The sequence below is a fragment of the Tenacibaculum aquaeponti genome, from assembly GCF_057221555.1.
In genome coordinates this window covers 153,281-166,011 of record NZ_CM170147.1, presented here as the reverse complement: position 1 = coordinate 166,011, position 12,731 = coordinate 153,281, and the positions used below count along the sequence as shown (strand labels likewise).

Genomic DNA, 12,731 nt, shown 5'->3' with positions numbered 1-12,731 from the left:
AACTTATTACTTATGAATGTACTATTTGAAAAAATAGATAGGATCGTTATTGCCAAATTAAACCGTCCTAAAGCACTTAATGCACTGAATTCAGAACTTATGCATGAACTAATTTCTGGATTATTAGAATACGATAAATCTCCGAAAATTGGCTGCATCATAATTACAGGAAATGAAAAAGCTTTTTGTGCTGGAGCTGACATTAAAGAAATGGCTGAAAAAGATTTCACAGCAATGTTTAATGAAGATTATTTTGGGTATTGGGAAATTTTTTCACGTATTAAAACTCCTATAATCGCTGCGGTAAATGGTTATGCTTTTGGTGGCGGATGTGAACTTGCCATGATGTGTGATATTATTTACGCTTCTGAAAACGCACAATTTGGTCAGCCTGAAATTAAACTAGGAGTTATTCCAGGAATTGGCGGAACTCAACGATTAACAAAACTCGTTGGAAAATCTAAAGCCATGGAAATCATTTTAACCGGAAAGACAATTAACGCCGAAGAAGCAGAGAAAATCGGACTCATAACTCAAGTTCTGCCTCAGGAGAATTTTACAAAGCAAATTATTGAAAAAGCACACTTGATCGCTTCTTATTCTAAAACAGCATTAAAAGCAGCAAAAGAAGCTACAAATCAAGCTTTAGAGAGTAGTTTAAAAGACGGAATTGTATTCGAGAGAAAGTTATTCCACTCTTTATTTCATACTCAAAATCAAACCGAAGGTATGAGCGCCTTTTTAGAAAAAAGAACTCCAAATTTTAATTAATATTTAACCTCAATTTATCATGAAAAAATCAATCATTTTTATCACAATTTTATGTTTATCAATCACTTCCATTTTTGCTCAAGAAGAAGAAAAAAAATCGAAAACTTCTTTTGCCATTATGCCTATTCACAATAGTGGAGCTGGTTTTAATAATGTATTCTTAGGTTCATATGAACTTAAACCAAGAACAAAATTAACTTTTTATAGTGTTTTTTGGGTAAATCCTTCTTTTGGCAATCAAGGAAAAGATTTATTTCTAGAAACTGGTGTCGGTTTAGGTTTTGCTTCTAAAGACGGTAAACTATTTGTAAATCCTAGTTTAGGTTTCGGACATGGAAAGTTATTATCTCAAACTGCTGGAACTAAAATTGCAGAAAGTTTAATTCCTAGTGTCTTTGCTGTATACAATTCAGGAAGATTTGAATTTGAAACTTATCATGCGTATTACATGAGTTTACGTGGCGAAGGAAGCTCGCAAGATTTAATGTTGAACTGGGTAATTCCTGGTTTTAAAGTGAGCGATTCTTTTTCTTTTGGAGGATTTTATGAGCATTTAGGACAAACTAGAGTTGATAATGGAGACACTAAAACTTTATATCAGTTTTTAGGTGGTTATGTAAAAGCAACGCTTAACAATGGAGTTTGGTTTCGTTTTGCATTCGGACCAAATATTTCTAATGACAATTTAAATGCTGATGAATTTTATAAAATTCAAGCTTTTATCCCTTTATAAAATATTAAATTGGGGGAATTACTAAAACTTATGTTTTGGTAATTTAGAAGAAACCTTAAATACTTAAGGTTTCTTCTTATCAATTAAAAAATATATGTTTAAAAAAATTATTTCATCTGCTTATATATTAATATTTTTGACATGTAAATTTTAACAATGCAATTACTTAAAAGAATAGGGTTTTACTTAATCGGTGTGGCTTTAGGAACTTTAGCTGTTTCTTTCTTTTGGAAAAACAAAAAAGTTTCTTTTGATTATGGAATGGATGCAAGAACTTTAAAAAGTATTAGAACCAAAAAAAGATTATTTTCAGATAATGCAAAGTCTGTAATGCTATCAAACAATATAGATACTGCTCAAGTTTCTATTATTTTGAAAACAGGCGATGTTGATTTTGGAAAGAGTAAACCTCGTTTAAGACCTTGTGCAGAATATTACGTAACTAGTAAAAATTTAGATTTATATGTAATACGTTGTGATAGTACTGCAACTATTGATAAAATAATTCTAAAATAATTTTATTTTTTATACTTATCATTTAATCCTATGTTTTTCATAATCATAGGAATTATTTTTTGTAATCGACTTACTTGTGTAGATTCTCTTTTAGCAGAACTTAAATATTCTGTAAATTCTCTTTGTTTACTTAACGAAAAGGATTTAAAATTAATCATTAAATCTTCGCTCTTATTTAATTCGCTTATCAGTAATTCAGGAATTTCTAATGGTTTTGTATTTCTTTTAGGCTTAAGTTCTTTGCCTTCATCAACATTTTTTATAGCCTGTAAAACGTAATCTACAATTTTTACTTTATCTATTTCTTCTATAGAAGTAAAACGCCATTGACGCATAGCTTTCGTTTTTCCGTCCTGAGCATTCATCAAAACTTTATATCTATCGTTAATGAAAACTCCTTGATGAAACCATAATCCGAAATAATTTTTAAATCTAGCAATACCAATAATATTCTTCCCTTTATACAAATATGCTGGTGCTCCCCATTTGATAGCTTCTTCTAGATCTAATTCTAATAAAAAAGAACGCAAAAGGTTTAATTCTTGCGTCCATTTTTCTGAAGTTAATATATATGCTGTAACTCTTTCGTTCATTAAATTTCTTAAATTCTAGTTAGCGACATCACTAGTAAACTTAATTCTCATTAAACGTAATTCTTCATCGTCATAATCACCATCAAATTCATCTAAAGCATCTTGAATTTTATCTGTATCAGCCTCCATAAAATACTCATGTATTTCTTCTTGCTGATCTTCGTCTAATAAATCTTCAATTGCATAATCAATATTCAATTTAGTTCCTGAAAATACAATAGCTTCCATTTCTTTAATTAGCTCATTCATTTCTAAACCTTTCGATTTTGCAATATCCTCTAAAGGTAATTTACGATCGGTATTTTGAATAATATAAAGCTTTAAACCAGAGTTTACTCCTGTACTTTTTACCACTAAATCATCTGGTCTAGTAATATCATTATCAGTAACGTATTGTCCGATTAATTTGATAAAATCTTTACCGTATTTCTTAGCTTTACCTTCACCTACTCCATGAACTGTAGATAACTCCTCTAAAGTTATAGGGTATTTTAAAGCCATATCATTAATAGAAGGATCTTGGAAAACTGCAAAAGGAGGAACACCTAATTTCTTACCTACTTGCTTTCTTAAATCCTTAAGCATACTAATCAACTTATCATCTAACCCAACAGCACTTGATTTAGTATTCGTAATTATAGATCCATCATCAGTATCATTATAAACATGATCTTCTGTCATCATAAATGAAGATGGGGTTTCTAAATATACTTTTCCTGCTTTGGTTAACTTCACAACACCATATTGCTCTATTTCTTTTTTAATAAGATCAGCAACTAACATTTGTCGAATTAAAGCCATCCAATAATTACCATCTTTCTCTTTACCTATTCCAAAAAATGGTTGCTCTGTAGTTTTATGAGATTTTAATAAGGCATTTTCTTTTCCTATTATTGTATTCACAACTTCTTTAGCCTTATACATTTCATTAGTATCCTTTACTACTTTTAAAACAGTACAAACTTGTTCTTGGGCTTCATGTTTTTTCTTAGGATTTTTCATGTTATCATCCATATCAGCTCCTTCTCCATTTATTTCGTCAAACTCTTCACCGAAATAATGTAACAAGTATTTACGTCTATTCATTGAAGTTTCAGCATAACCTACAACTTCTTGTAATAAAGCATGTCCAACCTCTTGCTCTGCAACAGGTTTATTTGCCATAAACTTCTCTAATTTCTCTATATCTTTATAAGAATAGAATGTTAAGCAGTGACCTTCTCCTCCATCTCTTCCTGCTCTACCTGTTTCTTGGTAATAACTTTCTAAACTTTTAGGAATATCATGGTGAATTACAAAACGAACATCTGGCTTGTCAATTCCCATACCAAATGCAATTGTAGCAACAACTACATCACAATCTTCCATTAGGAACATATCTTGATGTTTTGCTCTGGTTTTTGCATCAAAACCTGCATGATATGGTAAAGCATTAATACCGTTTACTTGTAAAACTTGAGCAATTTCTTCTACCTTTTTTCTACTTAAACAATATACAATACCAGACTGTCCTTCTTTTTGTTTTACAAAACGAATGATATCCTTTTCAATATCTTTTGTTTTAGGACGAACTTCATAGAATAAATTAGCTCTGTTAAATGATGCTTTGTAAATATTAGCATCAGTCATTCCTAAAGTTTTTAAGATATCTTCTTGTACCTTTTCTGTAGCTGTTGCAGTTAAACCGATAACAGGAACGTTATCTATCTGTTTGATAATTGCTCTAAGGTTTCTGTATTCAGGTCTAAAATCATGACCCCATTCAGAAATACAGTGTGCTTCATCAATCGCTACAAAAGATATTTTCTGTGATTTTAGGAAATCTACATATTCCTCTTTAATCAAAGATTCAGGTGCAACGTACAACAATTTTGTAACGCCATCCATAATATCTTGTTTCACCTGATTTATCTCAGATTTATTCAACGAAGAGTTTAAAACATGAGCTATTCCGTGGGTTTCAGATATTCCTCGTATAGCATCAACTTGATTCTTCATTAAAGCAATTAGTGGTGAAACCACAATTGCTGTACCTTCTTTCATTAAGGCTGGTAGTTGATAACAAAGTGATTTTCCACCACCTGTTGGCATAATTACAAACGTATTTTGGTCGTTCAGTATGCTTTTAACTACATCTTCTTGAAGTCCTTTGAATTGATTAAAACCAAAAAACTTTTTTAAAGCATCGTATAAATTCATTCTCATAATGTTCCCAGAAAGCCAAAATTAAAAATTCAAACTAATACACAAAAATAATTACTTAAAGTTATCTAAAGTTTCTTTTAAAAGGAAAGTTTTTCTAGCTAAAATATTCCTATTTTTACACTTTAAATTAAACCTGTTTTACTTGAAAAATACAGACTTAATACTAAACAAGGCTAAAGAAACTATTGAACTTCAAAGCAATAGTATAGCTAATTTAACTAATTTTTTGGACAATTCCTTCGCTAATGCAGTTAACTTCATATTAAATTCTAAAGGAAGGGTAATTATTACTGGAATTGGTAAAAGTGCAAATATTGCAAATAAAATAGTTGCAACGCTAAATTCTACAGGAACTCCAGCAGTATTTATGCACGCTGCAGATGCAATTCACGGTGATTTAGGAAATATTCAAACGGAAGATGTTGTAATTTGTATTTCAAAAAGTGGTAATACTCCAGAAATAAAAGTTTTGGTTCCTTTAATAAGAAATTCGAACAATAAAATTATTGCCATAACGGGTAATGCGGATTCTTTTTTAGGTAAAAATGCTGATTATGTTTTAAATTCCTATGTAGAAAGAGAAGCTGATCCAAATAACTTAGCTCCAACAAATAGTACTACCGCACAACTTGTTTTAGGGGACGCATTAGCTGTTTGTTTGTTAGATTTAAGAGGCTTTAGTAATAAAGATTTCGCGAAATATCATCCGGGAGGAGCTTTGGGTAAGCGTTTATATTTAAGAGTATCTGATTTAGTTAATAATAATGAATTACCAAAAGTAATTCCTACAGATAAAGTTTCTAAAGTAATTGTTGAAATCTCTGAAAAAAGATTGGGAGTTACTGCTGTAATTAATACTGAAAATAAAATTGAAGGTATTATTACTGATGGAGATATTAGAAGAATGTTAAATAAAACTACTAAAATAGACGATTTAACTGCTGCTGATATTATGAGTAAACAACCTAAAACTATTCATATTGATGCTATGGCAATTGATGCCTTAGATACGTTGGAAAATAATAATATTACACAAATCTTAGTATGTGACAATGATAGCAACTATGTTGGTGTTGTTCATTTACATGATATTTTAAAAGAAGGTATATTTTAATGGCACAGGAAAAAGAAATGTCTTTCTTAGATCATCTAGAAGAGTTAAGATGGCATATTATAAGAAGTATTATTGCTATATTTTCTGTAGCAATTTTAGTTTTTACGTTTATCAAAGTAATTTTTGATGAAGTTTTACTAGCACACTTAAAACCTGACTTTATTACCTATCGTTTTTTCTGTAAAGCTTTTACTTTGATTGGAATTGATAGTAGTTTTTGTAATATAGATTTTTCTCAAGAATTACAAGTATTAAACCCTACTGAAGAATTAATGACTGCCATATGGTCTTCTTTAATCTTAGGTGTAATTCTAGCTTTCCCTTATATTTTATGGGAAATATGGAGATTTATAGCTCCTGGATTGTTAGAAAGTGAAAGAAAAAAATCGAAAGGATTTATCTTTTCTGCTTCTTCCCTATTCTTTTCAGGAATTCTTTTTAGTTATTATGTAATCTTACCGATGTCTGTATATTTCTTTTACAATTTTTCTATTGGAGATGCTATTGTAAAGAGCTTTAAACTTGGTGCATATATCAGTTTAATTACGAATACATTAATTGGAGTCGCGATATTTTTTGAGCTTCCAATTATTATTTATTTTCTATCTAAAATAGGCTTAGTTACTCCAGAATTTTTAAAAAAATATAGAAAACATGCATTAGTTGTTGTGCTAATATTATCAGCAATAATAACACCTCCAGATGTTGCGAGTCAGATTATTGTAGCTGTACCAATCATGTTTTTATATCAAGTCGGAATTTACATTTCAAAATATGTAATTAAAAAACAACAAAAAAATGTCGAAAAAAGTCCAAGAGTTCAATGAGTATCGCTCAAAAATGAACGAAAAGATACTATCAGGTGATAATAAAGTAATCAAAAGAATTTTTAATTTAGACACTAATGCTTATGCTGAAGGTCATTTATCAGTTAAAACCAAAGAGTTATTAGGATTAGTAGCTTCTGCAGTATTACGTTGTGATGATTGTATTGCATATCACTTAGAAACTGCATACAAAAATGGAGTTACCAAAGAAGAAATGATGGAAACTATGTCTATTGCTACTTTAGTTGGTGGAACAATTGTAATTCCTCATTTAAGAAGAGCTGTTGAATTTTGGGAAGCTCTTGAAGAGGAAACTCCAAATTAATTCAATTTAACAATCAATTAATACAATGTACTTTTATTAAATAGTAACATTGTACTTTTATTATATGATTTTAAGAGCAGATAACATACAGAAAATCTACGGTAGTCGTAAAGTAGTAAAAGGAATTTCTTTAGAAGTACAACAAGGAGAAATTATAGGTTTACTTGGTCCGAATGGTGCTGGTAAAACGACTTCCTTTTATATGATCGTTGGTATGATTAAACCTAATGGTGGAAATATTTACCTTGATGATGAAAGAATTACTGATGATGCAATGTATAAACGTGCTCAAAAAGGGATAGGATATTTAGCTCAGGAAGCTTCTGTTTTTAGAAAGTTATCTGTTGAAGACAATATCCTATCCGTTTTAGAATTTACAAATCGCACTAAAGAAGAACGTAAAAAAAGATTAGAAGAATTAATTGAGGAATTCAGCTTAGGACACGTTCGTAAAAATAGAGGTGACTTATTATCTGGTGGAGAAAGAAGACGTACCGAAATTGCTCGTTGTTTAGCTTCTGATCCGAAATTTATTTTATTAGACGAACCTTTTGCTGGTGTAGACCCTATTGCTGTAGAAGATATCCAAGGAATTGTTGCTAAACTTAAAAACAAAAACATCGGTATCTTAATTACAGACCACGATGTTCAGGCTACTTTAGCAATTACAGATCGTTCTTATTTAATGTATCAAGGTGGTATTTTAAAAGAAGGAATTCCTGAAGAATTGGCTGCTGATGAAATGGTTAGAAAAGTATACTTAGGTAAAGATTTTGAATTGAAGAAGAAGAAATTCTAAATGTTTCGTTCTAAACCTTATTATTTTTTTATACTTCTTGGTACAATATCTTTAATAATTTCTTTGATTTTTAATGGATACTTTGGTTTCAATAATGGTAGAAATCTAAAAGATTTAGTAATGGATATTAATATTCATGACACTTATTTTGTGATTACTTATAACCATATCTTTTTCTTTTTTTTTTACTATATATATTTAACTTTTTAATCTATAATCTGATTGATTTATTCAAAGGAAAACTATTTAAAAAGGGGTTAATTATAAAGATAGTATTAAGTACAACTCTATTAATATTTACATCTTATATATTATATCAAGATCATAATTATAATCTAACTAAAGAAGATCTTTGGAGTGGAAATTACAAAGATTATAACACTGCTTTAATCCTATCTTTTTCACTCTTCATAATACTATTAGTTGTAATTCCATTTATTAATATTATAGCTTCTTTAGTTTATAAATTTAAATCACGAACCAATAGTTAGTTCTCTGTGCTTTAATCGCCACTTTACCATACTATCAAAAACTTTGGTTATGGTTTTTCTTTATTCAATTAATTCATGCTCTATTAAAAACAGAGCAAAATTATATACAGTTCTTAATACTTTCTCAAAAAAACTTAGAAAAGTATTTATTTACTCTTAACAACAATGTTATTGAACACAGACAATAATATATAAATAATAATTATTAATGGAATTGCGATAAACTTCAAAAATATTAATAAAACAATTGACGTTAATAAGAATAAGTATTTTAAAAGATTATCTTTTAAGTTAGTTGACTTAAATTTCAATGAAAACAAGGGAAGTTCAGAAACCATTAAAACACTTAAAATTACAGTTACAGCAATTAAAAAGAATTGGTTATGAATAATATTTAAGATAAATTCTGATTTTGTGTATCCTGCAATCATTGGTAAAGAAACCACAAATAAATTCATTGCGGGAGTTGGTAAACCAATAAAACTATCTGTTTGTCTTGTGTCAATATTGAATTTAGCTAAACGATATCCCGCAAAAAGAGTAAGCAACAAACCTAGTAGTTCTATTGAAATTAAATTATCTAAACCTAATCCAATATCTAAAGCAGAATCCCAAGAAGAAAACCCAAATTCTCTGTAATAAGAACTATGAACCATAAACTGTAACATTACAATTCCTGGTACTACTCCACTTGTTACCATATCTGCCAAACTATCTAATTCTTTTCCTAATTCTCCTTGAACATGTAACAATCTAGCGGCAAAACCGTCTAAGAAATCGAGAACAATTCCAATTCCAACAAAAATTGCTGTTTCATAAAAAAATCCTCGAACGGCTAAAATTGCGGCAATAGTACCACAAAGTAAGTTTCCGAGTGTAATAATATTTGGAATGTGTTTTTTAATATTCATTTTTTTTTATGATTTTTACGAAAATATGAAATTGATTGTTTTTTTACTGTTTAATCTAAAAATAAATTGTTTTAAAGATGCCATTACTTAAAAATCAACTAACTACAAGTTTCCCTTTCAGAAACCCTCATGTAAACACGATTTACAAATTTTTTACTACAAAAGAAAAAGCTGATTATAAAAGAGTTAGAATTAATACTTGGGATAATGATTTTATAGATTTAGATTTTCTACCAAATAACTCATTCTCTCTAATAGTTTTAATTCATGGATTAGAAGGAAGTTCTCAATCAAGCTATATGGTATCAACAGCAAACTACCTGAATAATTTGGGTTACGATGTTGTATGTGTAAATTTGAGAAGTTGTAGTGGAGAAGACAATAATATTTTAAAAACATATCATGCTGGTAAAACAGATGATGTACATTTTATTTTAAAATATTTAGAAGAGTATTATGACTATCAAAATATTATTTTAGGTGGTTTTAGTCTTGGTGGTAACTTAACTTTAAAATACTTAGGTGAATATGAAGAGCAAATTCCTTCTATTGTAAAAGGCGGTATTGCTGTTTCTGTTCCTATCGATTTAACGAGTTCTCAGGCTGAATTAAGCAAACTAAAAAACAAACTATATATGCAAGAGTTTTTAAGAACTTTAAAAGCTAAAGTTAATTTAAAAGCTCAAAAATTTGAAGGGTATAATCCTGATAAAAAATTAATTGCAAAAGCTTCTTCTTTCAGAGATTTTGAAGAAATTTATACAGCTCCAGTTTTTGGTTTTGATAGTCCTGAGGATTATTGGGAAAAAGCAAGTAGTAAACCTTATTTAAAACTCATCAATCATAAAACCTTATTAATAAATGCTAAAGATGACTCTTTTTTATCTTTAGAATGTTATCCTTATGAAATTGCAGAAAAATCTTCTAATTTCTTTTTACTAACCCCTAAATATGGCGGCCATGTTGGTTTTGTTTCTTCTTTTAATGATCAATCCTATTGGATAGAAAAACAATTTGTTAATTTTATTCAAAATGAGTTAAATATCTATTCATAGTAAACAATAACTCTAAAAAACTACTGTTATTTACTAAGGAATTTGGATATTTGTTCTTATTAAATTAATCGTTTGAAAACAAAATTAGTTTACATTTTTCTTTTATTTTCTACATTGACTCAAGCACAGTTTAGAAATTTCTCTAATGAATTTTTAAATATTGGTGTAGATGCAGCTGCATTAGGAATGAGTAAAGCCGTTGTTGCAACTACAAATGATGTAAATGCTACCTATTGGAACCCTGCTGGTTTAGTAAATATCGAAGATTATCAAGGAACTTTAATGCATGCTTCTTATTTCGCTGGAATTGCAACATATAATTATGCAGGTTTTGCTATGCCTATCGATAAACAAAGTGCCGTAGGTTTATCTTTAATTCGATTTGGTGTTGATGACATTTTAAATACTACTGAATTAATTGATAGTGATGGAAATATCGATTTTAATAGGATCAGTCTCTTCTCTGCTGCTGATTATGCTTTTAATATCAGTTATGGTCGAAAAATGTTATTAGATGGTTTTTCTATTGGTGGAAATGCCAAAATTGTTAGAAGAATTATTGGTGATTTTGCTACTTCTTGGGGATTCGGGTTCGATTTAGGAATTCAATTTGAAAGAAACGGATGGAAATTTGGAGCTATGGCTCGAGATATTACAACAACATTTAATACTTGGTCTATAGATGAAGATGAATTTGAAAAAATTAGAAACGCAGTTCCAGGCCAAAATCAAGAATTACCAGAAACTACAGAAATCACTAAACCTAAACTTCAAGTTGGTGTAGCACGAGATTTTAAAATTGGTCGTTATTTTAATTTACTTGCAGAAGTTGATTTAAATATGAGATTTGCTGAAACTAACGATATTATTTCAACTTCTTTTTTAAGTATTGATCCTGCTTTTGGTTTTCAATTAGATTATGATCAATTGGTATATTTACGAATTGGTGCTGGTAATTTTCAGAATACTACAGAATTTAATGGTGAAGAATCTATCGCTGTACAACCAAATTTCGGATTAGGATTTAAATATAAAGGAATTCAAATCGATTATGCTTTAACTAATATTGGAAGTGTAGGAAATGCATTGTTTTCTAATATTTTTTCTATTAAATTGGACTACAGTTTTTACCGATAAATCATGATAAAAAAACTACTTGCCTTAAGTTTTTTACTTTCTATTTTTTATAGTTATTCTCAAACAGCTCAACTTTCTGCATATGCTGAAATTAGTATTATTACCTCTGGACCAGGTGATCATTTATATGAAAAATTTGGACATACAGCTGTAAGAGTTAAAGATCCTATGTTAAATATTGACCTACTGTATAACTATGGTATTTTCGATTTTAACGGACCTGATTTTTACATGAATTTTGTTAGAGGATTCATGAAGTATAAATTACAAAGATATCCTTTTCATTACTCTTTAAAATCTGCTAATGAAGATGAACGTTGGGTAAAACAACAAGTTTTAAACTTAACGCAAGAGCAAAAAAACGCGTATTTCAAGTTTCTAGAAATCAATGCACAACCAGAAAATGCTAGTTATTTTTATGATCCTTTTTTCGATAATTGTGCTACCAGACCAAAAGATATTCTGAAAGATATTTTAAAAGATAAGCTTTCATTTGATACTTCTATTTTAAAAGAACAAAAATCTCTTAGAGATTTAATGAATGAAAAAATAAATCCAAATACTTGGGGAAGTTTCGGTATAAACATAGCTCTAGGAAGCAGATTAGATCAAATTGCTACAATTGAAGAATACATGTATTTACCAGAGTATCTCTTTTCTATATTCGAAAAATCTAAATTTACAAAAAAAGGAGAAGTAACAAATTTAGTTAGAAGCACAAAAACACTTTTAGAATTCGAGACTAAAGCTTCAAGAGCAGACAGTTTTAGTCCTTTTTTAATTTTTTCGTTATTATTCTTTATCATTCTTTTTATGAGCTATAATGATATTAAAAAAGGTAAAAGATCTAAAATCTTAGATTTTTCGATTTTATTTATAACTGGATTAATAGGTGTTCTAATTATCTTTTTATGGTTCTTTACAAATCACTCGACAGCTCCAAATAACTTTAATTTTCTTTGGGCATTTGCCCCAAATTTAATCATGGCCTTTTTTGTAACTAAAGATGAAATTAAACCATGGATAAATAAGTATTTAACTATTTTATTAGTTTTCTTAGCTTTAATCCCTTTATTACATCTTTTTAGAATTCAAAAGTTTACTTATCCGCTATATCCACTAATTTTATTATTAGCCGTACGTTATATATTTTTAATAAAATTTCAAAAAATAGGGTTCAAGCAATAACTTAAACCCTATTTTTTGAAATTTTATTAACTACACCTAAAAATGTAATCTCAAAGATTACTTGAT

The 12,731-nt window shown here is 29.0% G+C and carries 13 protein-coding genes; 10 read left to right on the top strand and 3 right to left on the bottom strand.

Annotated features, from left to right (window positions below; translation table 11 throughout):
- The first annotated feature begins 12 nt into the window (after window positions 1-12).
- The 3 genes from AC2TEO_RS00820 (at window position 13) to AC2TEO_RS00810 (ending at window position 2,020) form a co-directional block, all read left to right on the top strand.
- Entirely contained in the window at window positions 13-771 is a 759-nt protein-coding gene (locus AC2TEO_RS00820) for an enoyl-CoA hydratase-related protein (RefSeq protein ID WP_442266288.1), read from the top strand.
- 19 nt (window positions 772-790) lie between these two features.
- Window positions 791-1,504 carry a DUF6733 family protein gene (locus tag AC2TEO_RS00815; protein WP_442266287.1) on the top strand — a complete coding sequence of 238 codons (714 nt, stop codon included), beginning with the start codon at window positions 791-793 and terminating at the stop codon, window positions 1,502-1,504.
- A gap of 156 nt (window positions 1,505-1,660) precedes the next feature.
- Window positions 1,661-2,020 carry a DUF4258 domain-containing protein gene (locus tag AC2TEO_RS00810; RefSeq protein WP_442266286.1) on the top strand — a complete coding sequence of 120 codons (360 nt, stop codon included), beginning with the start codon at window positions 1,661-1,663 and terminating at the stop codon, window positions 2,018-2,020.
- Window positions 2,021-2,022: 2 nt separating this feature from the next.
- On the opposite strand, the gene AC2TEO_RS00805 is transcribed toward AC2TEO_RS00810, so the two are convergent.
- Window positions 2,023-2,613, bottom strand: a complete 591-nt coding sequence (locus AC2TEO_RS00805) for a YdeI/OmpD-associated family protein (protein ID WP_442266285.1) — start codon at window positions 2,611-2,613, stop codon at window positions 2,023-2,025.
- 15 nt (window positions 2,614-2,628) lie between these two features.
- The gene (locus tag AC2TEO_RS00800; protein WP_442266284.1) at window positions 2,629-4,812 is read right to left on the bottom strand and encodes a RecQ family ATP-dependent DNA helicase; all 2,184 of its coding nucleotides are present in this window, start codon (window positions 4,810-4,812) and stop codon (window positions 2,629-2,631) included.
- A gap of 148 nt (window positions 4,813-4,960) precedes the next feature.
- Here AC2TEO_RS00800 and AC2TEO_RS00795 point away from each other — a divergent pair, with 148 nt between their 5' ends.
- The 4 genes from AC2TEO_RS00795 to lptB all read left to right on the top strand — a co-directional run bounded on the left by AC2TEO_RS00795 (window position 4,961) and on the right by lptB (window position 7,883).
- Window positions 4,961-5,932 carry a KpsF/GutQ family sugar-phosphate isomerase gene (locus tag AC2TEO_RS00795; protein WP_442266283.1) on the top strand — a complete coding sequence of 324 codons (972 nt, stop codon included), beginning with the start codon at window positions 4,961-4,963 and terminating at the stop codon, window positions 5,930-5,932.
- The gene (tatC, locus tag AC2TEO_RS00790; RefSeq protein ID WP_442266282.1) at window positions 5,932-6,759 is read left to right on the top strand and encodes a twin-arginine translocase subunit TatC; all 828 of its coding nucleotides are present in this window, start codon (window positions 5,932-5,934) and stop codon (window positions 6,757-6,759) included. Before AC2TEO_RS00795 ends, tatC begins: the two co-directional genes overlap by 1 nt.
- The gene (locus AC2TEO_RS00785) at window positions 6,731-7,084 is read left to right on the top strand and encodes a carboxymuconolactone decarboxylase family protein (protein WP_442266281.1); all 354 of its coding nucleotides are present in this window, start codon (window positions 6,731-6,733) and stop codon (window positions 7,082-7,084) included. The genes tatC and AC2TEO_RS00785 overlap by 29 nt, the downstream gene beginning before the upstream one ends.
- Before the next feature lie 64 nt (window positions 7,085-7,148).
- Window positions 7,149-7,883, top strand: coding sequence for an LPS export ABC transporter ATP-binding protein (gene lptB, locus AC2TEO_RS00780; protein WP_299679206.1), 735 nt, complete (start codon window positions 7,149-7,151; stop codon window positions 7,881-7,883).
- Between the two features lie 637 nt (window positions 7,884-8,520).
- Here the strand turns inward: lptB and AC2TEO_RS00775 are convergent.
- Window positions 8,521-9,285 carry a CDP-alcohol phosphatidyltransferase family protein gene (locus tag AC2TEO_RS00775; protein ID WP_442266280.1) on the bottom strand — a complete coding sequence of 255 codons (765 nt, stop codon included), beginning with the start codon at window positions 9,283-9,285 and terminating at the stop codon, window positions 8,521-8,523.
- A gap of 77 nt (window positions 9,286-9,362) precedes the next feature.
- Here AC2TEO_RS00775 and AC2TEO_RS00770 point away from each other — a divergent pair, with 77 nt between their 5' ends.
- The 3 genes from AC2TEO_RS00770 (at window position 9,363) to AC2TEO_RS00760 (ending at window position 12,665) form a co-directional block, all read left to right on the top strand.
- Window positions 9,363-10,340, top strand: a complete 978-nt coding sequence (locus AC2TEO_RS00770) for a YheT family hydrolase (protein WP_442266279.1) — start codon at window positions 9,363-9,365, stop codon at window positions 10,338-10,340.
- 72 nt (window positions 10,341-10,412) lie between these two features.
- Window positions 10,413-11,477 carry a putative type IX sorting system protein PorV2 gene (locus tag AC2TEO_RS00765; protein WP_442266278.1) on the top strand — a complete coding sequence of 355 codons (1,065 nt, stop codon included), beginning with the start codon at window positions 10,413-10,415 and terminating at the stop codon, window positions 11,475-11,477.
- Window positions 11,478-11,480: 3 nt separating this feature from the next.
- Complete coding sequence (locus AC2TEO_RS00760) at window positions 11,481-12,665, top strand: lipoprotein N-acyltransferase Lnb domain-containing protein (protein WP_442266277.1); 1,185 nt, start codon at window positions 11,481-11,483, stop codon at window positions 12,663-12,665.
- Window positions 12,666-12,731: the final 66 nt, after the last annotated feature.

Bases quoted from the DNA above. Each gene is read 5' to 3' on its own strand.
- AC2TEO_RS00820 (WP_442266288.1), top strand. From the start codon at position 13: ATGAATGTACTATTTGAAAAAATAGATAGGATCGTTATTGCCAAATTA.
- AC2TEO_RS00815 (WP_442266287.1), top strand. From the start codon at position 791: ATGAAAAAATCAATCATTTTTATCACAATTTTATGTTTATCAATCACT.
- AC2TEO_RS00810 (WP_442266286.1), top strand. From the start codon at position 1,661: ATGCAATTACTTAAAAGAATAGGGTTTTACTTAATCGGTGTGGCTTTA.
- AC2TEO_RS00805 (WP_442266285.1), bottom strand. From the start codon at position 2,613: ATGAACGAAAGAGTTACAGCATATATATTAACTTCAGAAAAATGGACG.
- AC2TEO_RS00800 (WP_442266284.1), bottom strand. From the start codon at position 4,812: ATGAATTTATACGATGCTTTAAAAAAGTTTTTTGGTTTTAATCAATTC.
- tatC (WP_442266282.1), top strand. From the start codon at position 5,932: ATGGCACAGGAAAAAGAAATGTCTTTCTTAGATCATCTAGAAGAGTTA.
- AC2TEO_RS00785 (WP_442266281.1), top strand. From the start codon at position 6,731: ATGTCGAAAAAAGTCCAAGAGTTCAATGAGTATCGCTCAAAAATGAAC.
- lptB (WP_299679206.1), top strand. From the start codon at position 7,149: ATGATTTTAAGAGCAGATAACATACAGAAAATCTACGGTAGTCGTAAA.
- AC2TEO_RS00775 (WP_442266280.1), bottom strand. From the start codon at position 9,285: ATGAATATTAAAAAACACATTCCAAATATTATTACACTCGGAAACTTA.
- AC2TEO_RS00770 (WP_442266279.1), top strand. From the start codon at position 9,363: ATGCCATTACTTAAAAATCAACTAACTACAAGTTTCCCTTTCAGAAAC.
- AC2TEO_RS00760 (WP_442266277.1), top strand. From the start codon at position 11,481: ATGATAAAAAAACTACTTGCCTTAAGTTTTTTACTTTCTATTTTTTAT.